Source organism: Halobacteriovorax sp. (assembly GCF_041587335.1).
Lineage (GTDB): Bacteria > Bdellovibrionota > Bacteriovoracia > Bacteriovoracales > Bacteriovoracaceae > Halobacteriovorax.
Window position 1 is genome coordinate 14,742 of record NZ_JBFGYP010000014.1, and the last position, 26,098, is coordinate 40,839.

The 26,098-nt window shown below is 35.0% G+C and carries 33 protein-coding genes; 15 read left to right on the plus strand and 18 right to left on the minus strand.

Going from position 1 to position 26,098, the window contains the following annotated elements; genetic code table 11:
* Positions 1-67: 67 nt before the first annotated feature.
* Positions 68-1,336, minus strand: coding sequence for a serine--tRNA ligase (gene serS / locus ABX784_RS03830; RefSeq protein WP_372652775.1), 1,269 nt, complete (start codon positions 1,334-1,336; stop codon positions 68-70).
* Positions 1,337-1,469: 133 nt separating this feature from the next.
* On the opposite strand from serS, the gene ABX784_RS03835 reads away from it, so the two are divergent.
* The 3 genes from ABX784_RS03835 to ABX784_RS03845 all read left to right on the plus strand — a co-directional run bounded on the left by ABX784_RS03835 (position 1,470) and on the right by ABX784_RS03845 (position 2,779).
* On the plus strand, positions 1,470-1,817 hold the full coding sequence (locus ABX784_RS03835; protein WP_372652777.1) for a response regulator: 348 nt from the start codon (positions 1,470-1,472) through the stop codon (positions 1,815-1,817).
* Between the two features lie 8 nt (positions 1,818-1,825).
* On the plus strand, positions 1,826-2,029 hold the full coding sequence (locus ABX784_RS03840) for a hypothetical protein (protein WP_372652779.1): 204 nt from the start codon (positions 1,826-1,828) through the stop codon (positions 2,027-2,029).
* Positions 2,030-2,107: 78 nt separating this feature from the next.
* On the plus strand, positions 2,108-2,779 hold the full coding sequence (locus tag ABX784_RS03845) for a hypothetical protein (RefSeq protein WP_372652782.1): 672 nt from the start codon (positions 2,108-2,110) through the stop codon (positions 2,777-2,779).
* Here ABX784_RS03845 and ABX784_RS03850 read toward each other — a convergent pair.
* Complete coding sequence (locus ABX784_RS03850; protein ID WP_372652785.1) at positions 2,776-3,783, minus strand: AI-2E family transporter; 1,008 nt, start codon at positions 3,781-3,783, stop codon at positions 2,776-2,778. The genes ABX784_RS03845 and ABX784_RS03850 overlap by 4 nt on opposite strands.
* A 126-nt stretch (positions 3,784-3,909) precedes the next feature.
* On the opposite strand from ABX784_RS03850, the gene ABX784_RS03855 reads away from it, so the two are divergent.
* Positions 3,910-5,619 carry a hypothetical protein gene (locus tag ABX784_RS03855; protein WP_372652788.1) on the plus strand — a complete coding sequence of 570 codons (1,710 nt, stop codon included), beginning with the start codon at positions 3,910-3,912 and terminating at the stop codon, positions 5,617-5,619.
* Here ABX784_RS03855 and lgt read toward each other — a convergent pair.
* From lgt to ABX784_RS03870, 3 genes are read right to left on the minus strand one after another with little or no spacing between them, the layout of a single operon-like run.
* On the minus strand, positions 5,611-6,402 hold the full coding sequence (gene lgt, locus ABX784_RS03860; protein WP_372652791.1) for a prolipoprotein diacylglyceryl transferase: 792 nt from the start codon (positions 6,400-6,402) through the stop codon (positions 5,611-5,613). The genes ABX784_RS03855 and lgt overlap by 9 nt on opposite strands.
* 28 nt (positions 6,403-6,430) lie before the next feature.
* Complete coding sequence (locus tag ABX784_RS03865) at positions 6,431-6,895, minus strand: DUF2489 domain-containing protein (protein ID WP_372652794.1); 465 nt, start codon at positions 6,893-6,895, stop codon at positions 6,431-6,433.
* An 11-nt stretch (positions 6,896-6,906) separates the two neighbouring features.
* Positions 6,907-7,815 carry a radical SAM protein gene (locus tag ABX784_RS03870; RefSeq protein WP_372652797.1) on the minus strand — a complete coding sequence of 303 codons (909 nt, stop codon included), beginning with the start codon at positions 7,813-7,815 and terminating at the stop codon, positions 6,907-6,909.
* A 52-nt stretch (positions 7,816-7,867) separates the two neighbouring features.
* On the opposite strand from ABX784_RS03870, the gene ABX784_RS03875 reads away from it, so the two are divergent.
* Together ABX784_RS03875 and ABX784_RS03880 are read left to right on the plus strand one after the other, a co-directional pair.
* A complete protein-coding gene (locus ABX784_RS03875; RefSeq protein ID WP_372652800.1) occupies positions 7,868-8,161 on the plus strand; it encodes a hypothetical protein in 294 nt (97 codons plus the stop codon).
* Positions 8,161-8,988, plus strand: a complete 828-nt coding sequence (locus ABX784_RS03880; protein WP_372652803.1) for a pseudouridine synthase — start codon at positions 8,161-8,163, stop codon at positions 8,986-8,988. Before ABX784_RS03875 ends, ABX784_RS03880 begins: the two co-directional genes overlap by 1 nt.
* On the opposite strand, the gene ABX784_RS03885 is transcribed toward ABX784_RS03880, so the two are convergent.
* Positions 8,974-9,132: a hypothetical protein gene (locus ABX784_RS03885; protein ID WP_372652806.1), complete on the minus strand. Its 159-nt coding sequence runs from the start codon at positions 9,130-9,132 to the stop codon at positions 8,974-8,976. The genes ABX784_RS03880 and ABX784_RS03885 overlap by 15 nt on opposite strands.
* 76 nt (positions 9,133-9,208) lie before the next feature.
* Positions 9,209-9,664, minus strand: coding sequence for a methylglyoxal synthase (locus ABX784_RS03890; protein ID WP_372652809.1), 456 nt, complete (start codon positions 9,662-9,664; stop codon positions 9,209-9,211).
* 131 nt (positions 9,665-9,795) lie between these two features.
* On the opposite strand from ABX784_RS03890, the gene ABX784_RS03895 reads away from it, so the two are divergent.
* From ABX784_RS03895 to ABX784_RS03905, 3 genes are read left to right on the plus strand one after another with little or no spacing between them, the layout of a single operon-like run.
* Entirely contained in the window at positions 9,796-10,815 is a 1,020-nt protein-coding gene (locus ABX784_RS03895; RefSeq protein ID WP_372652811.1) for an NAD(P)/FAD-dependent oxidoreductase, read from the plus strand.
* Between the two features lie 13 nt (positions 10,816-10,828).
* Entirely contained in the window at positions 10,829-11,257 is a 429-nt protein-coding gene (locus ABX784_RS03900; RefSeq protein WP_372652814.1) for a hypothetical protein, read from the plus strand.
* Positions 11,257-11,880, plus strand: coding sequence for an HAD family hydrolase (locus ABX784_RS03905; RefSeq protein ID WP_372652816.1), 624 nt, complete (start codon positions 11,257-11,259; stop codon positions 11,878-11,880). The genes ABX784_RS03900 and ABX784_RS03905 overlap by 1 nt, the downstream gene beginning before the upstream one ends.
* Here the strand turns inward: ABX784_RS03905 and ABX784_RS03910 are convergent, their stop codons facing one another.
* The 3 genes from ABX784_RS03910 to ABX784_RS03920 form a co-directional block, all read right to left on the minus strand.
* Positions 11,881-12,777: an alpha/beta hydrolase gene (locus ABX784_RS03910; RefSeq protein ID WP_372652819.1), complete on the minus strand. Its 897-nt coding sequence runs from the start codon at positions 12,775-12,777 to the stop codon at positions 11,881-11,883.
* Between the two features lie 159 nt (positions 12,778-12,936).
* Positions 12,937-13,638 carry a response regulator gene (locus tag ABX784_RS03915; protein WP_372652821.1) on the minus strand — a complete coding sequence of 234 codons (702 nt, stop codon included), beginning with the start codon at positions 13,636-13,638 and terminating at the stop codon, positions 12,937-12,939.
* Positions 13,639-13,650: 12 nt separating this feature from the next.
* A complete protein-coding gene (locus tag ABX784_RS03920) occupies positions 13,651-14,109 on the minus strand; it encodes a CBS domain-containing protein (RefSeq protein WP_372652824.1) in 459 nt (152 codons plus the stop codon).
* Between the two features lie 112 nt (positions 14,110-14,221).
* Here ABX784_RS03920 and ABX784_RS03925 point away from each other — a divergent pair, with 112 nt between their 5' ends.
* On the plus strand, positions 14,222-14,617 hold the full coding sequence (locus ABX784_RS03925) for a hypothetical protein (RefSeq protein WP_372652827.1): 396 nt from the start codon (positions 14,222-14,224) through the stop codon (positions 14,615-14,617).
* On the opposite strand, the gene ABX784_RS03930 is transcribed toward ABX784_RS03925, so the two are convergent.
* Positions 14,614-14,856 (minus strand): hypothetical protein, encoded by a 243-nt coding sequence (locus ABX784_RS03930; protein ID WP_372652829.1) that lies wholly within the window; start codon positions 14,854-14,856, stop codon positions 14,614-14,616. The two genes, ABX784_RS03925 and ABX784_RS03930, sit on opposite strands and share 4 nt — an antisense overlap.
* 175 nt (positions 14,857-15,031) lie before the next feature.
* Between ABX784_RS03930 and ABX784_RS03935 the strand changes: the two genes are divergently transcribed.
* Entirely contained in the window at positions 15,032-16,387 is a 1,356-nt protein-coding gene (locus tag ABX784_RS03935; RefSeq protein ID WP_372652831.1) for a M14 family zinc carboxypeptidase, read from the plus strand.
* 100 nt (positions 16,388-16,487) lie between these two features.
* Positions 16,488-17,399, plus strand: a complete 912-nt coding sequence (locus ABX784_RS03940; protein ID WP_372652833.1) for a RimK family alpha-L-glutamate ligase — start codon at positions 16,488-16,490, stop codon at positions 17,397-17,399.
* Position 17,400: 1 nt separating this feature from the next.
* Here the strand turns inward: ABX784_RS03940 and ABX784_RS03945 are convergent, their stop codons facing one another.
* The gene (locus ABX784_RS03945) at positions 17,401-17,940 is read right to left on the minus strand and encodes a YceI family protein (RefSeq protein WP_372652837.1); all 540 of its coding nucleotides are present in this window, start codon (positions 17,938-17,940) and stop codon (positions 17,401-17,403) included.
* A 198-nt stretch (positions 17,941-18,138) separates the two neighbouring features.
* Between ABX784_RS03945 and ABX784_RS03950 the strand changes: the two genes are divergently transcribed.
* Together ABX784_RS03950 and ABX784_RS03955 are read left to right on the plus strand one after the other, a co-directional pair.
* Entirely contained in the window at positions 18,139-19,629 is a 1,491-nt protein-coding gene (locus ABX784_RS03950) for a SulP family inorganic anion transporter (protein WP_372652855.1), read from the plus strand.
* Positions 19,630-19,777: 148 nt separating this feature from the next.
* A complete protein-coding gene (locus ABX784_RS03955) occupies positions 19,778-20,074 on the plus strand; it encodes a hypothetical protein (protein ID WP_372652839.1) in 297 nt (98 codons plus the stop codon).
* A gap of 30 nt (positions 20,075-20,104) precedes the next feature.
* Here ABX784_RS03955 and ABX784_RS03960 read toward each other — a convergent pair whose 3' ends face one another.
* From ABX784_RS03960 to ABX784_RS03985, 6 genes are read right to left on the minus strand one after another with little or no spacing between them, the layout of a single operon-like run.
* On the minus strand, positions 20,105-20,818 hold the full coding sequence (locus ABX784_RS03960) for a Bax inhibitor-1 family protein (protein WP_372652841.1): 714 nt from the start codon (positions 20,816-20,818) through the stop codon (positions 20,105-20,107).
* 9 nt (positions 20,819-20,827) lie between these two features.
* Entirely contained in the window at positions 20,828-21,445 is a 618-nt protein-coding gene (locus ABX784_RS03965; protein WP_372652843.1) for a TPM domain-containing protein, read from the minus strand.
* Positions 21,445-22,164 (minus strand): YgcG family protein, encoded by a 720-nt coding sequence (locus tag ABX784_RS03970; protein WP_372652845.1) that lies wholly within the window; start codon positions 22,162-22,164, stop codon positions 21,445-21,447. Before ABX784_RS03970 ends, ABX784_RS03965 begins: the two co-directional genes overlap by 1 nt.
* Positions 22,165-22,740 (minus strand): LemA family protein, encoded by a 576-nt coding sequence (locus ABX784_RS03975; RefSeq protein ID WP_372652847.1) that lies wholly within the window; start codon positions 22,738-22,740, stop codon positions 22,165-22,167.
* A gap of 24 nt (positions 22,741-22,764) precedes the next feature.
* Positions 22,765-23,208, minus strand: coding sequence for a GyrI-like domain-containing protein (locus ABX784_RS03980; protein WP_372652849.1), 444 nt, complete (start codon positions 23,206-23,208; stop codon positions 22,765-22,767).
* 21 nt (positions 23,209-23,229) lie between these two features.
* On the minus strand, positions 23,230-23,961 hold the full coding sequence (locus tag ABX784_RS03985) for a YebC/PmpR family DNA-binding transcriptional regulator (protein ID WP_372652851.1): 732 nt from the start codon (positions 23,959-23,961) through the stop codon (positions 23,230-23,232).
* Positions 23,962-24,400: 439 nt separating this feature from the next.
* Between ABX784_RS03985 and ABX784_RS03990 the strand changes: the two genes are divergently transcribed.
* A complete protein-coding gene (locus ABX784_RS03990) occupies positions 24,401-25,933 on the plus strand; it encodes a GH3 auxin-responsive promoter family protein (RefSeq protein ID WP_372652853.1) in 1,533 nt (510 codons plus the stop codon).
* Positions 25,934-26,098: the final 165 nt, after the last annotated feature.

The following is a 26,098-nucleotide window of genomic DNA, read 5'->3' on the forward strand; positions in this document are numbered from 1 at the left end:
GAGAAATTATCTCAAATTAAGAAATCTTTAGTAAGGGGGAAGGAAATCCCCCTCTATCATTAGAAAATTACTTCCCAAGGTATTCTTGACCACCAAGGTAAGGTCTAAGCTTAACTGGAACCTTAATTCTTCCATCTGCTTGTTGATGACATTCTAAAAATGGCACTAAAGTTCTAGGAGTTGCTACAGCTGTGTTATTTAAAGTATGAACAAATTGAACTTTCCCATCAGCGTCTCTATATCTAGTGTTTGTTCTTCTCGATTGCCAATCGTGCAATTGAGAGCAACTATGAGTCTCTCTATACTTTTCTTCAGATGGAACCCAGCACTCAATATCGAACATACGAACTTTCCCAGTCCCCATGTCACCTGTACAGCATTCAACAATTCTATAAGGTAATTCAAAATCTTGAACAATTTCCTCAGAAGTTTCTAGAAGTATTTTATGCCACTTATCTGACTCTTCTGGTGAGTTTTTACAAATAACATATTGTTCAACTTTCATAAATTGGTGAACTCTAATTAAACCTCTAACATCTCTACCATAACTTCCGGCTTCTCTTCTAAAGCATGGAGAATATCCAGCATAAAGAATTGGAAGTTTATCTTCTGATAAAATATCTTTTGAATGTAGAGAATTAAGTTGGACCTCAGCAGTTCCTGATAAGTAGAGATCATCTTCTGGTAAGTAGTAAACTTGATCCTTTCCTCCAGGAAAGTGACCTGTTCCAACGAGGGCCTCTTCTCTTGCAAGCGAAGGAGTAGAAACTAAAGTAAAGCCTTTGCTCTGTAATTTCTCTAGAGCATATCTATGCATGGCCATCTCAAGAAGAACCATATCATTTCTTAAAGAGTAACTTCTTGAACCACTAACTGCTGCAATTTTTTCAAATTCTGCCCAGTTTTGTTTTTCTAAAATCTCAACATGATCAAGTGGCTTAAAGTCAAAATTAGGAAGTTCTCCAAACTTTTTTACTTCAACATTATCATTTTCATCATTACCAATAGGAGCTTGAGGAGATGGAATCATAGGAGCAGTTAAAAGAAGGTTTCTTAGCTCTGCTTCTTTTTCAACTAGAGAAGGTTTCATTGAGTCTAGCTCAGTACCAATAACTCTTCCCTCTTCTATTAATGCAGGTCTTTCCTCTGCAGTAGCTTTAGGAATCTTTTTAGAATGGCTATTTCTCTTCTCTTGTAACTCTTGAACTTTAACTTTTAAATCAGAGATATCCTTATCTAGACTTAATAATTGGTCAAAATCAAAAGCAATTTTTTTTACTTCTGCAGCCTTTTTAACTGTATCTAGATTTTCTCTAATGAACTTAATATCTAACATTTAAGGTACCTCTATTTTCATAATAAATTATATGATTCAATTTATTATAAAATTCCCTAATAATCAAAGGTTGGCACAGTACGCACACAGTCAAAGTAGTTGCAAAATCGCATACTCATGTAATAATAACTTTATGAAAAGAATCTTAATAGTTGATGATGAAGAAGTATTGGCAGATTGCCTCCGAGAAGAGTTTGAATTTCTTGGTCACTCTGTAGTTGTTGTTAATGAATCAAGTGATGCACCCGTCCAGATATTCTCAGATACCTTTGATATCATCTTACTTGATATAAAAATGCCAAAGGTCAATGGAGTTGAACTTTTTGAGCAGATTAGGCCTCATACAGATGCAAAAATAGTATTTCTTTCAGCAATTAGCGACTTAATGAGTCATGATCCTGTTCTAATGAAGGCAGATATGATACTAGAGAAGCCATTCTCTGTAGAAGATATAAGAAAGATTGTAGATTTAGCAAAATAGGATAAATAATGGCAAATTGTAAATTTTGTAGCAAAGATATAACTTGGTTAAAAGATGGAAGAAAGTTTACTCCTGTAGAAGGAGACGGAACGGTTCATAAATGTGACCAAATGATGAATTCAATGAAAAGTATCAAAAGTATGGAAAGATCATCTCTATCTCCAGAAGAGATCAAAAAATACGAAGAAGCAATCAATAAGAAGAAGAAGTAAGTCTTCTAACCTACCGTTAATACGGCCCTTCAACATTTTTGCCCTCTAGAGTCCAGTGTTCATGGTACGATATAGTGTATGAGCAACCTGGAGGCGCCTATTTATCGCTATTCACACCTCATCATTCTATTTGCCTTAAGCTTGAGTAGCTTCTCAAGAGAAATAGCTGAGCAGCAAGAAACTAAGTCACTACACTTTCAATGTATTCAAAAGATTTTAAACCACCAATTTACAAAAACTCATTACCCCAATCTCACAACAGATCAAACATCAAGTATGTATTATGAATTCCTCACCGAGATAGACACCTTTTGTAACTGTCAAAGCACAATAGAGAAAAATGAAAATAGAGAAAAAAGTAGAGACTTCTTCAGTTGGAGTTTTAAAGATAAGAGAGTTACATTTGAAAGAGAAGATCAGTGTATTTTAAAAAACTTTTCAGACCATGCTATTCATACAATTTATACTATCGCTTTAGACACTAGGCTCAGAAAGCATCTAAATCTGAGAATTAAGCATAGACTTCCAAATTCGGTTCATCACCTGGCCGCTGATGGTTCAGTAGAGGTAAAGTTAAACTGTATTGAGGAGAAGATACTAAGAAGGTGCTCTAAAATTAAGAGCTTGAGAACAACTTATAGCTGTATTCAAAGCTCTACAGACAGTCATATAGAGTTTAATTACTTTGAGCGCCAATGTCCTCAATTTCAAAATGAACACCAGCTAACTCAAACGGTTGAATTTATCTAAAGGTTTGCAGGTAACTTGCCACCTAAAAGCTCAGCTAATGTTTTAGTTGTCTCAATCTTAGAGAGTACAATTTTCATAACAGCTGTCATCGGTACTGCTAGGAACATTCCAGGAATCCCCCAAACAAGCCCCCAAAATAATAAGAAAAGTAAAATAACAATGGGATGAAGACCTAAGTTCTCCCCCATAATCTTTGGTTCAATTACGTTTCCAATGCAGAATTGAATAGCACAAGATATACTCATAACTGTTACCAGTTCCCAACCAGGCCCAAACTGAAGAAATAGAACGGGAAATGGTATTAAGACAGCAATGATAGATCCAACACTAGGAATAAAGTTTAATAGGAAAGTTAAAATAACAAACATAAATGCTAAATCTACTTTTAAACTAAATAATAAAATCCCTACTAGAACTGCTGTTGTCAAAGACATGAAAAACTTCGTCGCAACATATTTAGAAATTTTATAATGAACTTGTTTAACCATATTATTTTTTATTTTAGTAACCCCCTCTCCAGCAATTAGAAAGAGAACCATTATAATAATTAAAACTGTATTTGATAGGAATGTCATAATTCCACCAGAAAACTTCTTCACTATTGATAAGACGGGAATATTATTAATTGTAGTTTTAATCATCTCAGGATTAATTTCTATATTGTAAGAATTTAAAAAAGAGACGACAGACTCTAATGCAAGAGTAAAGCGAAGATGATAATCCCCTATTCCATCAATAAAAGTATTTAAACTTTTTGCAATAAAGAGACTTACAACTACAGATATAATAATAAAAATTCCCATAGTTAAAATGACGGACAAAAACCTTGGTGCCTTAATTTTAACTTCAAACCAATCAATAACTGGCCCAGAAACTGAGAATATAAAAAGAGAAATAACAAATGGAATAAGGATAGACTTTGTATAAATCAGAGCACCAGTAACAGCTATGAAAGTTAAAATAACCAAGCAAACATTGTTAATACGATCGTATGTATCTTTCAAGGAGACCTCCATTTATTGATCAATAAATAGTAGCGGTAATATTCTAGAAGTACAATACCTCTTAAAAAACAATAACTTACTAACAGACGTTAAAGTTTCTCCTTCGAATACCCGACAAGATAAGTTATGAAAAAGTATACTTATATAATTCTATTATCTCTACTCGTCTCTTGTTCAAGCACAACGATGAATACAGCTTTCAGGACCCCTGCAAGTACTGTAGAGGATAAAAATTGCAGCAATGTCGTTAGAAATTTTATTACAAAAGATTATGATGAAGTACTTTTAAAAGAAATTGAAAAAAAAGAGCTCATAAGTAGATCCACAAATAAAATGCAAATCCGACTTCCTAAACGGAGCTGGTGGAATAGGTTCAAAGACTCTTGGACTCATACATTTAAGAACTGGAACGACAATAAATATGTATCATTCTATATGTATGATGAAGAAGAAACAGTAGCAAGTGCAGCAGCCTATGCAAAAATATTAAACAAAACATTAGATAACGTAGAAACATCAAAAGACGAGCTAGATGTCCTAAAAACGATCGATACTTGGTTTGGAAAATATACAAACTATGAAAAAGAATTAAATGATCTCATCAATGAAAGAGTATCTACAATGTACAATAGAAACATTCTTAAGAAGTATCACTTTGAAGGAAATCGTGCTGAAGTAGAATTAACTTTTATAAAAGGTGGTAAAGAGATCCAAGAAAAGATGGTTTTTTACAAAGATGATAAGAACCTTCAGTATTACATCAAACAACTAGATAAAAGAATTACACAACTTGATGGTGGAATGTTTGATTGGTGGTTTGACGAGGGGCTTATCAAACAAAGAATTATTCAACAGGCAATGCTCCAAGACAAGTTAATTATTGCACACAGAGAGTTAGAGTACTTCATAAACAATACAGATGGACTAACAGATTCAGCAACAAAAGCTCTAACTCTTAAACTTAAAGAGTTTGAAGGTGCAATTGAAAAGGCAGATTTCAAACCTTCAAGATATGGAATAAATAAAGTAACAAATAAAGCAATTCAAAAAGAGCTAATGGCACTGCCTAAGACTGTAAACTCATATAAAAAACTGCAAGACGGTAAAAAGGTTATGAATGAACTCTTGTCTGACCAAGATAAGGATAGACTTAAGTTCTTTTCAAATGGCTACGCAAGAGTTTTCCAAGGAACTGCACTTGGTGCATTTGCGACAGGATCAGGAACTTCTATATGGTTAGGTCTAAAAGATTACTTTATGTGGGGGGAAAATAAGAAATACGCCTGTGTAAAGCTTACTCAAGAAAAAGAGTTTTTAGATTGTGTTCAACAGTATATTGAGGATAGATATCCTGTCCTCTTCCAGGCCTCTGTATTAAGTGCAAACTTTAACCCTTTTGATTATGAAAATATTCCAGCTGATCAAAAAGAGGAATACATGGAAGAACTCGAGCACATAAAAAGACTACGAGTGACTTTTAAAATACTAGAAGCTAGAAAAAAGAAGACTCAAGAAGATTTAGCAGAGTCCATAAAGACAATGTACGACTCTATTGTTATCAATGAAGAAGAGTTAAATTCATGTGCAAGACTAACACTGGAACTCTTCCCAGGGTGTATGATTGACTACCTTATGGGTAAATTCCCAGGAGTTTTCTCAAGTTATCAAGAAGGTGATTTAAAAGGTGGAGTCATTGATATTTATGACTTCAGTTCTATCCCAGAAAAGTATAGAGAGCTCTACAAGGTAGAAGTAAACCGTATCAGTGCACAAAGAGCAACTTACGAAGACTTCTATAGTGACTTCTCTAAAGATGCCATTTTCTTATTAGAGTGATAGTTTCCTATCACTCTTAAAGATTAAGACTAGACCAGCTAGAACCATCAAAGAACATAGTATTTGTCCCATGGTAAAGGCATTAAAATAAAGACCTATTTGTGGGTCTGGGTTTCTAAAGAATTCAATAAAGAATCGAAAGACTCCATAGAGAGATACGAATAGACCTGTACAAAATCCTAGGGAGTTTATCTTTTTTCTTCCATAAAAATATAAAATTAAAAATAGGACTAAACCTTCTAGTAGCGCCTCATAAATTTGAGATGGATGTCGAGGTTCACTATTATAGAATTTAGGAAAAACTACTGCCCAGGCCACATCTGTAACTCTTCCGGCCAGTTCTCCATTTATAAAGTTAGAAATTCGTCCCAAGAAAATGCCAATGGGTGCAAAAATACTTATAGCATCAGTGAATCTAAGAAAAGGTATCTTTTGTTTTTTAGATTGGTAAAGAGTGAATAAACCAATACCTATAATGGCCCCGTGAAAACTCATTCCTCCTTCCCATATAGCAAATATTTTTGCAGGATCTTCCAGGTAGTAATTTAAGTTATAAATAAGAATATAACCAAATCTTCCACCAAGAAGGAGAGAGAGAAATCCCATTGAAAGGTAATCGTGAATTGTTCTCTTACTTAGTTGAATATGTCCTGCAGAAGAAAACTTCATAAGGCCTAGGTAGACTATAAAAAAGCCTGCAATATAAGCAAGCCAGTACCATGGGAGAATAAACCAGCCCCACTCTATGGCCATAGGGGATAAATTATGTACGTAGTGATTCATGTCACTATCATATCATAATACTTTCTAACTAAAGAAGTTCTTTTACATCGTCGTGAAGAACCTTAACGGTACTTAAGAATTCGACTTGATACTTCTCTTCAACTTTAAAGCGTTTGATATCTTCATTCATTCTCTCTTGCTTTGAGAGACTATTTCTTTTCTCATGAGTTTTAAACTCTTTAAGCTCATCATACATATTAAAAAATAGTGTATACTCACTCTTTTTAGAATCTAGCATTTTAGAGTTATCTAATAACATTCTGATTCTAATACTTCCCTCAGAAATTTCACACTGCTCTTGAAGAACGGCCTTACAGATAATATCTAAGCTCTCTAAAATAAACTTTTCTTTCTCTCTAGTTTTTTTAATACTTTCTTTTATAACTCCGTTCTCTTTTTGAATCTTCTTTGCAAGAAAATAGATAAGAGTACCAAGTAATGAAATTGTGAATATTAAAGTTACAAGAATTTCAAAAAAATATTTATCTAACAAAATAACTACCTCTACAACATATGTGCTGGAACGTTTGGATATACACCATCGGGAATCTGCTCAATCCACTGATCCAGAGTTCTTAATATTGAATCTGTATCACAACTTAAACGTCCACCCAAAGGAAATTGATTAGACACATGGTTTGCTCTAAACAATATTTCTCCACGCTGGGGCTTAATTAGTGACAAAATACCTCTCATCTCTACAGTTAGCTCTTTAGAGGTTAGTAGTTCAAAGTTACCTTTATCGACCATTTTTCGAAGAGGAGTTCCCGATACAGCAACAGTGGTAAGTAATGAGAAAAATTTTGGAGAAATTCTACTGATTAGCTTTCCAGTCTCCTCTACGTGCTCATCACTAAACTTTCTTCCTCCAATTCCTAACATCCCGATAATTGAGATATCCCAACCTGAGTCATGTAACCTGTCACAGCCCTCAATCATGTCCTGAGCGGTATTCCCCTTAACTATTCGGTGCAATACTTTATCAGAGCCACTCTCAAGGCCTAAATAAGCAATACTTAGCTTGTGTGCCTTCAGTAGCCGTAACTCTTCAGGTGTCTTTTCTAGCATATTCTGAGCAGTGGCATAAATTCCCACTCTCTCAACACTTGGAAAGTACTTCTCAAGTAGTTTTAAAGAGCCAACCAGTAAATCTGTACTTGCCCCCAGAGCGTCCCCATCACAGAAGAAGACCCTCTTAGGAAGATGCTTAAGTCTTTGAAAGTATTGACTAGTCTTAATGAGCTCTGACTCAATTTCCTCTAAGCTCCTTTCTCGGTACTGCTTAGACCTGTACATATTGCAGTAAGTGCAAAGGTTGTGGGAGCAGCCTATAGTCACCTGTAAAAGGAAGCTTCTTCCCTCTGATGGAGGTCTAAATACTGGCTCATCGTACTCTATAGGAAAGTCATACATAGTTTTATCTCATCTCATTATATGGTATGTAGTCATGATGAATACCATAAACATGAATTTTAGAACAGACGAAAAAGAATATTGGATTACTTCTATAAGTAATGAGAAGCATATTATTGTTTTTGAAAATAAAGAAGAAGGACACCAATTTAAGCTATCTCTACTACTTGGAACTATTGATCCGCCATGGGAATCTCCTATGGACTATACTTTTATTAAAGACCAAGACGGTAAGTCATTTTATAAAGTAAAAGATAATATTGAAAAGAATGATGACTGGAAAGAAGAAGCCTGTTGTCAGTCAGGTTGTCCAGGTTGTCCTTGGACAATTTCGCAAGGACTCTAATGGAAATTAAAAAGTTTTCCTTCAGAGGAAAAATTAAAGATAAAGAAAACATCACACTTGTAGACTTCTTGGCTGAAGTTACACCACTCTCAAAGTCACTAATTAAAAAGCACGCAAATAATGGCGGGGTGTGGATCAAGAAAAGAGGTCTTGGCCCATTAAATAGAATAAGAAGAGTTAAGACAGTTCTTACTCCTGATGACTATATTGAATGTCACTACGACCCAAACTTACCAGAAGTAGATATGAGTTTAGTTGCTCAAATTCATGAAACAAAGGACTGGGGAATATGGTATAAGCCAGCTGGAATCCTTACAGAGGGAACAAAGTATGGTGATCAGGCCTCAATGATTAGGCACATAGAAAAAATCAAGCCTCATGCCTACCCCATTCAAAGACTTGACCGTGAAACATCAGGCTTAATGATAGTTGCCTATAAAGAAAAGGTGTCTAGAATTTTCACAAAATCTACAAAGAGTGGTTTGATTACAAAATCCTTTCAAGCAGAAGTGCTAGGTCAGTTAAGATCTTCAGAGGGAGATATATCTTTCAATATAGATGGTAGAAGTGCAAAAACAATTTATAAAGTTCACCAAGAACTAGAGTTTAGCTCTTTAATTGAAATAGAAATGCCCACTTCAAGGTTTCATCAGGCAAGACAACACCTTGCAAAGATTAAACACCCTATAATTGGGGACCCAAAGTATGGAAGACATAATAAGAATGATGATGGTTTGAAACTAGTTGCTCATAAGATAGAACTTAAGGATCCAATTTCAAAAAAGGATCACTTATTTGTTCTATCTGATGAATTAAGACTTTTTTGACTTTTTACTGAGTCCAGTGACTCTAATTCTTTTATTCTTAGGGGCCGCCTTTAGTGGTCCCACTTTTAAAATACCTTTTTGAACTGGATATAAAATCCCTTGTCCCACTAAAAATGCTCTTCCAACTTTTGCGATATGTGCCAAAATTACTCCGTGCTGTTTATTAAAGGTACGTTGTAGGCCCAAACACTTCATATTTCCATACGCTCCACATCAATGTCTAAGAGTCAGAAACAAGAATTTTTCTCCCCTTCTTATAGCGTTCTAAATGGTCTAGATCTCTATCATAGTCTTTATCCATAAGTGGAGATGATATTAAAAAATCTGCGGAAGTTTGATTACAAGCTAAAGGAATATTCCACACTGTCGCCAATCTAAGTAGTGCCTTCACATCGGGATCATGTGGCATACTCTCTAAAGGGTCCCAAAAGAAAATAAGTAAATCAATCTTTCCCTCAGAGATTTTAGCTCCAATTTGTTGGTCCCCACCAAGAGGTCCGGAGATAAACTTGGTGACTTTCAGTCCTAATTCTTTCTCTATCAGAGTTCCAGTTGTACCCGTTGTTGTGAGCTTATGTTTTTTTAATATTTCTATATTCTCACGACACCACTTAACGAGATTCGGCTTTTTCGAGTCATGCGCGACGAGAGCTATATTTTTTGTTACCTTTATCATTGTAATTCTCCATTATTTATTCACTCTATCTTAGCAAATAATCAAGTATTTAACTAATCTATCCACTCATAGACAATAACTATTAGATAGACAGCATTGATTGAAATAAACTATTTAAAAAGGAGTTATCTATGAATGACAAAATATATGAAACAACTGTTATAGGTGGTGGTTCTGCAGGAATTATGGCCACTTTAAGATCCGTATTAAATAATGATGAAACTCTATTCTTTCCCGGTAATCAAAAAGACAAAAAGAAGTCTCGTGCCATGTGGGTTAGAAAAGTAGAAAACATACCTGGATTTTTAGATTTTAAACAAGGTATTAATAATCCAAATAAGCAGGCCTATGACTACCTCTCTCAAGAGAAGTATGCTCATGCATTCTTTCCTCAAAAAAATATAGGCATTTCTAAAATAGAAAAAGATCAAGATGGGATTTTCAATTTAACTGACTCAAATGGAGATATTTGGAAAACTAAATACGTCATTCTTACTACAGGAATGATGGACGTTCAGCCATTTATAGAAAATGACATAAGAGCTATTTTTCCATTTGCCAATAGTCAAGCAATTGAATATTGCGTTCGCTGTGATGGACACCACACTAACGACAATGAGATAGCTGTAATAGGACACACAAGCTCTGCTGCATGGGTCGCTATTATGATAAACGAGAGATACAAAATACCAAACCTCACAATTATGACAAATGGTAAGACTCCTGAGTTTGATGATGAAACCAAAGAGCTAATTGAGTTATATAAAATCAATGTCGAAACAAAAGAGATTGTAGACTTTCTTGGAGATAAAAAAGAAGGAATTCTTGAGGGGTTTATCCTGGATGATGGGAGCATTATTCATGCTCAAAATGCCTTTGTTTCACTAGGAGTCATCGTCTATAACGAACTTGCTCTTCAGCTTAATGCAGAAGTTGATAAGAGAGGCTTTGTAGTGACCAATGAAAAGGGTCAATCATCTGTTGAGAACTTCTATATAGCTGGAGACTTGAGGGCCGGTATAAAAAAACAAATTTACACTGCTTGGGATTCAGCAGTAGATAGTGCAGACGATATAAATGCAAAAATTAGAAGAGAAAGAAGGCAAAAACAGCTTCTAGAGTTTAGAGAGAAAAAAGGAGATAATAAGTAGAAAAGGATACATTATGATTAGCGAAAGTAAATTTCAGATGTGGCGTGGAACCATAGCTCTTGTTCAAGTAGACAATATAGTGACGCGTGAAGAAAAGCTATGGCTTGATGAACATTTAAAAAAGATTCCTTTCACTCAAGAGCAAAAGGAAATACTTAAACGAGATTTTTCTGATGGTATTAAAATAGACGATCTTCTTCTTAGTTCAATTGAGCCAAGAGAACGTGGTATGCTTGTGAGTTTTGCTAATACTATATTCAGACGAGATGGACTTGCAGAATCAGAAAAGGAAGTTCTAGAGGAATTAACAGAGAAGATTCTTGGCGATTTAAATATGAACGAAATTATTGAAGAAGTAGAAATACTCGAAGAATCAATTCCTTATGAAGGCGAAGGAAATATATTTAAGAAGTTACTAACGATTGTAACGTCTATTATCTAGTGCATATTATAAAAATAATTCCAACATTAGAGGATATTAAGGCGATCACAAGTGCTAGAAGTATCCTCTTTGATATGGATGGTACACTTGTAAATACAGAACCTCTACATGCCAAGGCCTTACTAAATACATTACAAGAGCTCTCTCCCAAAAGAAATTTCATTATAGAAGAACTCCATCAAATGTTCCATGGTCAAGGCGACAACGATGTATACAAAGCTTTAGAGACTGAACTCTCTGTTTCTTTTGATGATTTCTTAACTATTAAAAATAAGTACTTCATTAAAAGTATTTCTGAATCAGAAAGAATATTAAGGCCTGAAATCACATCGCTACTAGAACAATTAAAAAAAGAAAGCTATAAAATTGCCCTAGTCACTGCATCTGAAAAAAGTGCTGCCCTTTGCATATTAGAGAAAGAAAATCTCAAAAAATATTTTGATATCATACTCACGCGAGAAGATAGTAGTGAAACAAAACCAAGCCCACGCCCCTATCTAGATGCAATTGAAAAACTGAATATAAAAAAAGAAGATGCTTTTATTTTCGAAGATAGTGAGACAGGAATTCAAGCTGCAATTGAAAGTAAAATAAACTATGCAGTTGCAAACTGGTTTATATAATTAATTCTTAAAATAATATGTATTATGTTTAACGTCATAAACACCATCTCTACTATTTAAGTAAGGGGCGCGCCCTTTAATTATTTGAGAAAATAGGTTCTTCAGTTCAATATTCTTCTTCTTATCATCCACTAAGAAATGCCTATGTCCTGTAAATGTCATTTTTGAAAGGTTTAGATATTTTGCGTTTTGAGATAGGTAACGAACCTTTCCCTTTGTCACTTTCTCTAGATCTTTACCTAACCTGGTTCCTTCGTATTCTTCATATTCATCGTTAAAACGATCTAATTGCTCACTACCAAATAGAACAATATCATTGTCATTATAAGTTACAAAATTCTGGGTAGAAAAATCAATTCGATCAACCCATTGCTTATGTTCTTTTGCTGGGACATCAGCAGCATTTAGAACAAGACTAGAAAATAAATTACGATTAAATTCTCCTGAGTGATAATAATTTTCTAACATTTCTTTGAAAACAATATTCCCCATACTGTGTACTAATAAGCTTAGCTTTACTCCAAGCATTCTATTTGGATACATTCTTACATATGAGTTAAGAGCACTTAAAAATCTAGAAAGGTCTTCAGCTGCGCCCACAGCATTTCCTACAGGTCTCTCCATTGCTGACTTCCAAGATGGCCAATGAAACATTATGGATTTAACACCATAAGTTTTCTCAACCTCGTTCATAACTCCAAAGCCTTTCTCAGGGTGTTTTCCCCTACCGTGAACGAATACATTAATATGTCCTACTTCTCCCTTAGAGAAGATCTCGGCCATAGCAGCACTCACATCTAAAGTCTCATAGCGCTTACCAGAAGATAGGTATATTCCAGTCTCAGCAAAGATAGATAAGCTAAAAATAAAAAAGATAAATGCCAGAAAGGACTTCACCAATAAGCTCCAAATAAAGTTATTGATCCTTTCTCGACTTAAGAGTCGTAAGACTTTAAAAATAATCGGAAAATTTTTCTGTAAATTATTAAAACTAGAGCATTTCTGACAGGTTAGACATCTTACCCGACTGTTTAGATATAATTTTAAAAGCGAAAGCTAAGCGGCCTCTCCCTCATGGAGAAACCCCTCTAATGCTCTTTGGTTGACTCTATTGAGATCGAAGAATTCTATTTTAAAGTACTTCTCGCTTAAACCAAGCTGTCTCTTAACTCTCCCCTTAATCTTTAGATCCTGTTGATTAGGAAGAGATATTATACAATCTACGACCTCATCTTTCTCACAATCAAAGATTAAATGAGGATCGTGAACAGTGACACCATAAAGATCAAGGTCAACAGCATGAACGATATCTACAAACTTTGATCCAATAATATCAACTCTTACGTCACGGATTGATAAGTGGCTATCTTCATCCTCATTCTCTAATGACTCGCAGAGGTCTGTGATGATGTAGACGAGGTCTTCATAGAAGTCATCCTTTGGAAGAAATTTAACACTCTCCAGTCCCTTAGGGGGTGGGCCATCTTCAATATAGGCAGAGAGAATTACAACTTCCTTTGGAAGATGAGACTTATCAAGCGTCTTTAGAGATTTAATTAATTCAATCCCATTTATCACAGGCATAGAGAAGTCAGTAATGAGTAAATCAATCTTCTTCTCTCTTATGATACTTAGTGCCTCATAGCCATTATTTGCATGAATCAGATTGGTTTCATATTCAAGAGATTCAATTCTTAACTTGAGCAATGAATAAAAATCTACATTATCATCAGCTACTAAAATATTTAACGCTCTCATAAAACCTCACTATCACCAAGATGTTTCATCAAGATCAGAAATTGATTTAAGAATTTTTTGTCTTGAAATTGTTCCAATAACTCTTCCCTCCTCTACTACGGGATAGATTTGAAAGCTATTTCGTAGAAATAATTCAATAACTGAAGTTAAACTATCATTTGGAGATATGGTCATAACTTGTGTAGACATATAATGAGTTACAGTTGAAGGAGCATGGTTATAATACTTAGAATCTAAAACAAACTTTAAACAGTCTTTCTCAGATAAAAAACCTATCATATTTCCGTGCTTATCAACTACCGGAGCTCCAGATAAATCTAAATTAAGTAACATTTCTGAAGCCTCAAGAATCGTTAGCTTCTCACTTATGGTTTCAAAGTTTTCAACCATGTACTCTCTAACTTTATTTCCGGGAGCAACACTATCTTTGTACTCTTCTTTCCCCATCACAGCAGGCGTGTAGTTAACCATTTGAACCTCCTTATAAGTTGTGGAAATTATAACAAGGTACTGTAAATAAAATAACTATAACTAGAATAATCTCTTCACACTTTATTAACACTTCACAACTATAATTATTTCTATGAGTAGAGTATTTCACCACGACAATATTTTAATTCTATCAAATAATGAGCAAGCTCAGACAAGGTTGTCCTATGAGTTATCTCATAATGATTGTGAGATCAGACAAGCGTATAGTTTAAATGAGCTAGAAGATATTGTGGGTGAATCACCAACACTCTGCTTGGTCGTCTACCTTGATAGTTTAGACCCAAGCCTATACGACTTAGATATTTATAAAGAATTAGCAGATCAATTCTTTTTAATTATCGTTGATGCACTAGGTGCTAGCTTACCTATTGATGATCTCTATGAAATTCCTTTTACTGAAGTGATCAGTAAGGATGATGAAGCTTCTCTATATGATATTAACTCTTTTATAGATGAGTACTACGGAGAGAGTAAGGCCGCTGCTTAGTCTTTAACTTCAAATATACATCTATACCAACAGACATCAACTAAACCTTCTAATTCCTCAATACTTCTATATTTCTTAACCTCTCCAGCAGGTGATCTCTCTACTTTACTCTCCATCACAACTTCTACATGGCCCTCTTCAATATTCATTGCTGGCCAATAAATCTCTCCCATATCTTCGTAGATAATTGAGTTTCCACTCGAGACTTGAATATAAAGAAGTAGAGAAATCATAAACACAGTAGCTCCTTACTTTATAATATTTATTGTATACCTTAAGTATTAATAAATTAATAAACGCTAACCTATTGTTTTTAATAATCCATAGTTCCTTTAAACTATAACTTTTTTTCAACAATATTGCGCCGCACACATTATAAATGTAAGTTAGTCCATCTCATTTAAAAGGTACTCTATGAACACATTGATTTACATCTCTCTAGTCTTAGCATCAATTTCTACTTATGCTCAGTCACACAATAATGTTCAAACAGGATACTTTGTTAGTGACGGCTCTAAGAAGCTAATCCAAAAAATTCATCAGCAAAGAAAATTCACGATCGACCACCCAACAAGTAAGGGTTACGAAGTTTATGGTCCAAAAGAGTTGAAGGATTGGTTAACATTAAACTCTCCTTACCCATTTCATACGCTTGATACTCAAGAAAAAGAAAAGTCTCTCTCCACATACCCTTCACCTGAAGAGATTGAAGAAAAGCTAAAAGTTTTGGCCAAGAATAACCCAGGTATATTCAAATTATTTAGCATTGGAAAAACTGAAGAAAATAGAGATCTCTGGGTAATGAAAGTTTCAGATAATGTTGAAGTAGATGAAATAGAGCCAGAATTTAAATACGTTGGAAATATGCATGGAGATGAAATAGTAGGAAGAGAGATGCTCGTTTCCCTTCTAGATGAAATAGCATTGAACTATAGAAATGGTGATAAAGAAACTTTAGACTTAGTTAACAATACTGAGATTTATATTATGCCCTCGCTGAACCCTGATGGAGCAGCTGGAAAGAGAAGAGGAAATGGAAACTGGAGAGATCTAAACAGAGACTTTCCAGATGTAGTAAGAGATGCAAAGTCTTACCTTTCAATGCAAAGTATATTTGATAATGCTTACCGCGATCACCAGAAAGAAACACTGGCCATGATGGACTTTCAAAGTAAGCGCCACTTTGCTCTCTCGGCGAACTTCCATGGCGGAACAGAAGTTGTAAACTACCCGTGGGACACGCAAAGAGATGACTTTCCATACAAGGATCTAGTTGTAGATCTTTCAAGAGAGTATGCTGTAAAGATTCCTTCAATGAGAGACAATAGAGAATTTGTAGACGGTATTGTAAACGGGTATGAGTGGTATGAAATAAATGGAGGCATGCAAGATTGGAGCTATCATTGGCACCAAGACCTTCAAGTAACGATTGAACTTTCTCATTCCAAATGGCCTACCTATGATGTAGTCCCATCATACTATGATAAGAACAGAGACTCTCTATTTGATTATATGAAGAGTGTTCACCAAGGTTTTGGAGTTTCTTTAAAAGGCGTAGAAAAGTTCACCGTTAAAATTAGTAGAGTCCAAGACAATAAGGTGAGCTTAATTGACACTATTTCTATTACTGGAAATGAATTTTATAAAGTGCTTTCAAAAGGACAGTATAGAGTTCAGGTCATAGCGAACGGTGTAAATAAAATAGTAGATATCAATGTTAAGAAAGATAAAATCTCACCAAATGGAAACTTTATTACTCTAGTTAAGTAATAATTACCAATAGATGGAGCAATAACCTTACAAGTATTCACTCAAGCTTATTGCTCTTAAATCCGAGAAGTTCATACAAATAATTAAACAGGTGGTAAAGATGGAAGGCTGGCTTCTCTATAAAGAAGATTCAAAGTTCTTAAAGAAATCGTATGCAGTTTCAAGACTAATGGAAACAGCTAAAAAAGAAGGCATCAACTTAAAGGTTGTTAGCCCTAAAGATGTCGATATTACCGTGACCTGGGAAAATAGAAAATCAATACATTTAAATGGGGAGCTCGTCCCTCTTCCTGATTTTATCATTCCAAGAATGGGCGCTTACACTACTTACTTTGACCTAGCTGTCATACGTCACTTAGAGAGACTCGGAGTAAGGTCTTATAACACATCAGAGAGTATTGAGATTGTTAAAGATAAGCTCTACTCTCATCAGATCCTTGCAGAATACAATATGCCTGTTCCAAAAACAATGCTGGTTAAGTTTCCAGTTGATATTGAATTCATTGAAAAGAATTTAGGGTTTCCAGTCATTGTTAAAACACTAAGTGGATCACAAGGTGTTGGAGTGTTTCTGTGTGAAACAAAGAAGAACCTTGCAGATATGATGCAACTTGTGGAATCAACAAATATAAATGCCAATATAATACTTCAAGAATTTATAGAATCCAGTAAAGGAAGAGACCTAAGAGTCTTCACTCTCGGGGGAAGAGTTCTAGGATGTGTAGAAAGAGTTGCTAAAGAAGGAGACTTCAAAGCTAACTTCTCCCAGGGTGGACAAGTGAGAGCATTTGAATTAACACCTGAAATAGAATGGCTCGCACTAGAGGTCTCAAGGGCCTTTAACTTGGATATAGCGGGGATCGACCTACTCTTTGATGGCTCACACTTTAAAGTGTGTGAAGCGAATTCAGCTCCAGGCTTTGAGACTATCGAGCAATGTTTAGAGATGGATGTTGCGAAGGAAATATTTCACTTCCTCCGCGTTAGACTAGGTATTTTTGCTAAGAAGTAATCTACTTACAGCTTTTAAATTCTGCATTTATACCAATGGCAACATCACTCCATGTCTTACCTTGGTGAAGAGCATAACAAGCTTTATTTAAAGCGCTTAACTCATCGTTCATTGCAAAATCAAATACATCAATTACACCTTTTGCACTAAGTTTTTGACTCTTGTATTCATAGCTTAGTGGTACATCTAAAGTCTTTCCGTTCATTGTGATTGCTACAGTAATTGTTTTTGCAGATACCTTTTTTACAACTCCAGAAATCTCACTTCCACCGTCAAGTGTTGAGAAGAAAAACTTAGCAATCTTAAGGTCTCTTCCCTTGTCTTTAGTTGAAACAGTTGAAGCATCGATTTTAAAAGTAGCACCAGTTAACATTTCACTGATAGACTCACCTTTATTACTAGTAAAGCTAACTCCCTTAAAAGTTCCACCTACTGCAGCTTTAGTTGGAGTTTTATATGCACTCCAATCAATTGTAGCGTCTTTAAAACAAGCGCCATAAGACAGAGAAGAAAATAAAAAGAACGATAAAATAAATTTCATAGAAAACCTCTATATTAAATGATTAATAATTTTTACTAATTCTAAGTTATCTCTTCAAAGAAATACAGTAGATCATTACTGAAATTCGCTTAAGTGCTTAAACAGAAAACAACTCAGCGCAAAAACAAAAAATAGGTTTGAGTATTTACCTTTTTGAAGCTATCTTCTATATACAATTTTACAAAAGGAATAAACTTGATTTTCAAACTCATCTCTAACACTAGGGAAACACTAAAGAATGACCTTCTATCTGGACTAACAGTTTCATTGGCACTTGTTCCAGAAGCTGTAGCTTTCTCATTTGTTGCTGGAGTAGATCCACTTGTTGGTCTATATGCAGCATTTATGGTTGGATTAGTAACTTCTATTTTTGGTGGTAGACCTGGAATGATCTCAGGTGCAACAGGAGCACTAGCTGTTGTTATGGTGAGTCTAGTTGCTGATCATGGCGTTGAGTATCTATTTGCAACAGTAGTTCTTATGGGTATTATTCAAATGCTAGCTGGAGTCTTTAAATTAGGAAAGTTCGTAAGACTGATACCGCATTCAGTTATGCTTGGTTTTGTTAATGGACTGGCAATTATCATATTCCTTGCTCAATTATCACAATTTAAATTTACAGATGCTACAGGTGTAAGCCACTGGCTTCATACAAATGATATGATGGTCATGTTAGGACTAGTCTTACTGACAATGGTTATTATTCACTTCCTTCCAAAACTGACTAAAGCAATTCCTTCTTCACTTGCAGCAATATTAGCAGTAACAGGAATCGTTCACTTAATAGGAATTGATACAAGAACAGTAATTGACCTTGCATCAGTTGGAGGAGGCTTCCCTACTCTTCACATTCCTCAAGTACCTTTCTCAATGGAAACATTTAATATTATATTTCCATACTCATGTATCCTAGCTGCAATTGGTTTAATAGAATCTTTAATGACTCTTCAACTTGTTGATGAAGTAACAGAAACAAGAGGAAGTACAAACAGAGAATGTCTTGGCCAGGGTCTTGCAAATATCTTCACAGGTTTCTTCGGTGGAATGGGTGGTTGTGCAATGATTGGTCAGAGTATGATCAATGTAAATTCTGGAGGACGAGGACGTGCTTCAGGAATCAGTGCTGCATTATTTCTTCTATTCTTCATTGTTATTGGATCTAAGTTTATTGAATTGATCCCACTTGCAGCTCTAGTTGGTGTAATGTTCATGGTTGTTATTGGAACATTCGAATGGTCTAGCTTTAGAGTTATTGGAAAAATTCCAAAGTCTGATGCATTTGTTATTTTACTAGTATCTATCGTAACAATCTTCACAGACCTTGCAATTGCAGTATTCTGTGGTGTTATTGTTTCAGCACTTGTATTTGCTTGGAAGAAATCAGAGAGAATCAAAGCAGAGATTTATACAGATGATAAAGGTGGAAAACATTATAAACTTAATGGACCATTATTCTTTGGATCAGTTCAAAGTTTTCAGGCCCTCTTTAATCCAAAAGAAGATCCTGACAATATTTACTTAGACTTTGAGAACTCAAGAGTTTGTGACTTCTCAAGTATTGAAGTAATTAACAATATTGTTGAAAAGTATAGCCGTCTTAACAAAGAGGTCTATATCACTAATCTAAGCCCTGACTGTGCCAGCGTTATCAATAAGGCCGGCCATATCTCAAAGGCAAAAAGAATATAATTTAAAGTCATTTAGGGACCAGGTTTGGTCCCTTTTTTTATATCTAAAGTACTGATTTTACAATCTTACAAACTCCCTAACAAAATCCTCAATTGACTATAGGCCCCAAAGCTGAGAAGTAAGCTAAAAATAATCTTTAGGAGTCTATATGAAAGCTTTAATTTCACTACTTTTTGTCGTTTCACTATCAATAACTTCAACATACGCTGATGAGTGTAGAGATGCAGTAGAGTATCAATCAATGGATATTCTTGCTCATGACTTAGGTGTTAGCTACGACGAAGTTTATAACGAATATCAGATTATGCTAACTAAGACTCAAGAGCTTACAGATGGTGTTGAAAAGTATGAGGCATACTTCAATACATACTCAGGTGTATTTACAGTAAGAATGGATGTTAACTACTTCTGTGATGTTATAGAGTCAGAAACAACTCCAAATTAATTAAATATCTTAGGACCTTTATTAAAGGTCCTATTTTCTTCTATTCCCCATCAGTCTTAGAATAGAAAGAAAGAGATTTATAAAATCTAGATAAAGAGTTAGAGCACCAAAGATAGTTTCTTTCTTATCTTCTTCTGTCCCCTCATTTCCAATGATATTTGAACTTTTAATCTTTTGAGTGTCATAAGCAGTGAGACCAGAAAATATAACAACACCACAAATGCCGTAGATCTTACTGGCACCAGTACTCATAAGACTAGGAAAGAACATCGTCAGAATTCCAAAGCCTATCATTCCCCAAAGCGCCATATGACAAAATGTTCCAATAGGTCCTAAGTCTCTCTTAGTTATATATCCAAATGCACTTAGCCCAGCAAATGAGAATGAAGTCAAAATAAAAGCAGACTGAATACTCTCGCTTGTATAAACAACGAAGATAACAGACAGTGTAAGTCCAGTCAGAGCAGCGTAGAGCAAGTAAACACATGTAGCTGCTGTAGCAGAGATGGTTTTGATTTTAGCTGATAGAAAGAATACAGCTCCTAATTGAGCAATTATTAGTCCATAGAATACAATTTTATTTCCTAAAATCATTTCTAGAAGATCTCTAGATTGTGAAACGTAGAATGAAATAAAAGCAGTAAGCATAATTCCAAATGTCATCCATTTATAGACTCCACTCATAAATCTCGCATTCTCTTCACTAATACTTATTTCACTTCTATAACTAGCTGTTGTATTCAAGGTAACTCCTTACAAGTCTGTTATGAGCTCATCACAAATTTCATTTTCATCATCATGCTCAATTGGAAAATATTCTACTAACTTCCCACCACATTCAGAAATAGATTCACTCAACCCTTTAACAGTCTGACCTAATCTAATATTTACAATTAATTTTGAAACGATATCTTGCCAGTAATCCTTTGGAAGCTTACTAGAGATACCTATATCGGCCATTACTTCGACTCTCTTTTCTAATAGAGAAATGAAAATCATTATACCTGTTCTATCTTTTGTCTTAGACACATTACTTTCATGAAAGACCTCTAGCGCCCTTTGATACACTTCTTCTTGCAACTCATTAGCTGTACTCGCAAACCTCTTTAGAAGAGGAATATAAGCAAGTAAGTACCCAAGAATCATCCCAGGGATCTGCGCCCAAATAATTACAATAGGATCATCAAAGTCATAGTAATTATATGTTAGAACACCAACGAGTAGTCCAAAAAATAAAGCAAGCCTGAAGTGAGCTGCTGGGTAAAAATCAGATTTAGACAAAATAACTGGAACAATTTCTCCAGAAGTTTTCAATTCTGTCTCTCTAATTACATTCTTAATAAATTCTTTATCTTTATTAGTTAAATTCATTACCAGCCTCCACTAGCGCCACCGCCAGAGAATCCTCCGCCGCCGCCAAATCCGCCACCGCCGCTGCCACCAAAGCCGCCACCATGACTAGATCCACGCCCGCCCATGGCACTTCCAATAAGAAGGCCTGCGAGTACTCCACCACCACGACCACCACGACCGAATACGCTAGCGATAAAAATGATGATGATTAAACTTAAAATAGAAGAAGCTCCGTTAGACTTTCTTCCGCTCACTCTTGGGGTATTTCTTAACTCTCCACCAGTGAATTTAACAATTTGACTGACACCTACAATAATCCCTGATTGATAATCATTCTTTTTAAAGTATGGAGTCATTGCTCTAATTATTCTCCCAGCAGTTATATCTGGAAGAGAGCCCTCAAGACCTTGACCAACTTCGATACGAACCTTTCTATCCTTCAATGAAACAAGAAGTAGTACACCGTTATCTGTTTTACTTTGTCCTAGTTTCCACTGGTCAGTAACTTTAATGGCATATTCCTCTATCGATTCTCCTTCAAGAGAATCAACAGTAAGAATTGCGATTTCATTTGTAGTTTGTTTTTTGATATCAACTAAAGCAGCTGTAAGACCAGAGACTGCTCTTTGAGATAAGAGACCTGCTTGATCAACAACAGGTCTCAAAGTTGGAACATCTTTAGCAAATGAACTAGTTATTAAAAGTGAAAATAATAATACCTTTATTACTTTCAACATTTAGAATTGCACCTTTGGAGCATTTTGAACTTCCTGAAGGTTTTCTACTTGAAATTGTGGTTTCTTTTCATGCTTTAGAAACATTGAATTATACCAAGATGTTGGTGGTACAGTAATTAAGTTGTTAAATGCTTTGATTGAACCAATATATCTATTTCTAGCAACAGTGATACGGTTCTCTGTTCCCTCGAGCTGTACTTGAAGGTCTCTAAAGTTTGTATTTGCTTTTAAATCAGGGTATTTCTCAACCACAACCATCAACCTTCCAAGAGCTGAAGATAGCCCACTCTGCGCTTTAGAGAATTTCCCTAAGGTTTCAGCGTTAAGGTTTTCTGGATTAACATTTACAGAAGTTGCCTTAGCTCTCGCCTCAACTACCGCCTGTAGAGTTTCCTTCTCGTGACTAGCATAACCCTTAACTGTAGATACCAAGTTTGGAATTAAGTCACTTCTTCTCTTATATTGATTTTGTACTTCTGCCCATTGAGCATCCACTTCATTCAATGCTGTAGGGATACTTTGCATTCCACATGAAGTGAAAAAAATCATTAGTAAACCTAAAGTTAAAATCTTCATTTATTCTCCTTAATAGATATTGATCTATTTTATTCCTATATATACTTCAACCCTTGAAGGTCCTATATATTTTTCAAAATCAGTTTTATATTCTCGAGTGAAAAGACACTCGTCACTTTTAAAGTATTCCCAAATCTCTACCCATGCTTCAATCACAGCGTTAGGCATTTCTCCGTCTTGTACAAAGACAAGATATTTTCCAGACTCAACGTCCAAAGTTTCTGTTCCTTCGCAATTATTGAGCCCATCTGTCGTAGCAAAGATATCAAACTCACCAGAATCATCAGACTCATAGTTTGTATAAACTCCGTAGATGTTAGATTTTGTATCAAACTTAGGAGTTAGTTCATCGAAGAATTTCTTCCATAGTGTTGGAATTTTCCCAGTACTAGGGTCAGACTCCAGCTCATTCTTAGTTCTTACAGAGAACCCTCTAACTTTGAACCCTTGAACGTTGACAACTTCCATATCTCACTCCTAGTAGACATACTATAAATCGTTAAAGTGCTCACTGAACTGTATATTATGATAAACAGTAACAACGTCATCATCAGCTTCTAACTTCTCTATTAGTTTCATATTATTTAAATAAGACTCATCAGAAATTTCTTTGAAGGTTGTAGGAATTTGTTGAAGTCCTGCCTCTTCCGGCTCTAACTCCATCTCTTCTAACTTTTTAGAGATTGCACCAAACACTTCCATTGGTCCACTTACTTCAAATATACCATCTTCGAGCTCTATCTCTTCAGCACCACAGTCAATCATCTCAAGGGTGAAGTCATCTTCATCTAGGTCACCTTGTGGAACCTCAAAGACGGCCTTACGAGTGAAAATGAATTGAAGAGTTCCAGTTGTACCTAGAGACCCTCCTGCCTTATTAAAATATGATCTAACATTAGCTACTGTTCTAGTTGTATTATTAGTTGAAGTTTCAACAAAGATTGCAACACCATCAAGTCCATAACCTTCATAAGTTACTTCCTCATAACCATCGTCATCTCCACCGAGACCTTTTTTAATTGCTCTATCGATATTATCTTTAGGTACGTTATTTTTTTTACATTTCTCTAAAGCAATTCTAAGAAGAAAGTTTGTACTAGCATCGTCTCCACCAGATTTAACGGCTTTTTGAACTTCAAAAAGTATCTTAGTATAAATTTGCCCTCTTAATTTATCGGCCGCGCCTTTTTTCTTTTCAATATTGGCCCATTTTCTTCCCATATTCACCTCTGTCGTTATTTACGTATTACTTTTTATCTCTAGCCAAAGTTCTGGAAAGACAAGTCTCATTAACGCTCGCTTTGTCTCTTATAATTTGGAAAATAAAGATAGAGCAATTATAAAACTCAGAATTCGATTTGCAAAGGAAGGACTAGTGATAACAGCTATATCTAGTTTAGAATTAAGCGTTTTAACATTATTTTAAAGCTGCAGTTTTGAGACGCACAGCATATACACCACTTCGCAGTAATATTAGTGAGTATTTCTTTCATGATTATTAAAAAATACCACATTAGTCTTAGACAGAAATAACCAATTATTGTCAAGAATCAAGCTTTTTGACAGAAATCGCTAAAATCTGTTCATACAAAAAATATCTTTTTTACTTCTAGGTGTTACAAGTTGCTCACAAATTCAATCACGAATAGGAGCAAAAGAAATGAAAAATTTAAAAGCAAAAGTCGCGGATTTATATTTGAGTACACTCTACAAGAAATTAGCTGTGGATCAAAATAGTGTTACAGAGTTACAAAATAAAAACTTCAAAAAATTAAATAAAACCCTAGCAGGAACAAAGATTTTTAGAAAGACAGGACTTAATAACCTCAACAGCTATAAAGAGTTTTCAGAACACTTTGAAGTAAGAGAATACAACGACTTTAAGCCCTATATAGATGCTCACGTACATGGAGCAAAAAATATTCTTTCAAAAAGAGATGTGAAGTATTTTGGATTAACTTCTGGAACTTCAGGTAAAGACTCTAAGAAGGTTCCTTATAATAAAGATATGATTTCATCATTTCAGTCAGCACAAAAGTACCTTGCATCTGTCATTACAAACGAAGTTAAAGATTTAAACCTACTGACAGCCTCAAGACTGTCGTATGGATCAACACCTACCACATATGAAGAAGATGGTGTGAGTTTTGGATATATCTCAGGAATTCTAACAGCGAAAACACCAAGGTCGCTAAAAAAGGTCACTTACCCTTCTTTAGATACTTTATCTATAGAAAACTGGGATACAAAGATGACTGAAATTCTAAATCAAACAATTCATCAAGATATAAAAGTGGCCTCAGGAATTCCAACTTATCTTATTTCAATATTCGAATATGTTTTAGAAAAAACAGGTAAGCAATTTATAAGTGAAGTATGGCCAAATTTTAAAACAGTAATCTATGGAGCAACAACAATTGATCAGTATAGAGATAGATTAAACGAGCTTGTTGGAAGGAAACTAAATTACTTTGGAATCTATGCTTCAACAGAGGCTCCAATTGGTATAGGTATAAACAATGCTCGAGATGGTAAGCAACTATATGCATTTCACCCTGATATTATATTCACATTTAATAGTGTCGACTCATTTGAACAATGTGGTGTTGAGGGGTTAAAAGTAAACCAGGATTACTTTATAAATACGACAACACCAAACGGTATGATTAATTATGCGATGAAAGATATAATTAGGATAAAGAGTGTTTCACCAATGTTAACTTTTGAAGTACTTGGAAGAGAAGGGAGTGGGATAAACCTAGCCGCAGAAAAAACAACAGACGAGCAAGTGCTAGATACAGTAGTAGAGCTTAGTAAAAAAATTGGAACAAATGTAGATCATTACTTCCTCTCCCCTACAGTAAAAGATAATAAGCCTTGCTATTGTTGGACTATATTTTCTGATGAACTTTCAAAATCAAGCAATACAGGAAACATTGAAAAGATAGTTGATGAGCTACTTTCAAAATATAATAATGATTACGAGGATTGTAGAGAAGATAATATTATTGGGTCACCAGTTGTAAATATCGCTCCCTCTAACTTTATCAAGACATACTTTGATCTTTACAAGAACAAAGGGCAATTCAAGATGAAGACTGTATTTGGTTCTAATGATGATTTTCAAGACTTTTTGAATAAATCAATTCCTTCACTACAGAATTTTCTTGGAGAAGTTTCATGTCAATTCTAATTCAGTCAATATTTGCAATATCATTTGGATTACTATCAACACTTCCACTTGGTCCTAGTGGAGTATCTATTGTTTCTTCGTTTGGGCTAAATGGTACGAAGAAAGGTTTTATTGCTCTAAGTGCACTGGCCCTTGCTGAGCTATTATATCTAGCTATAGCTTTGA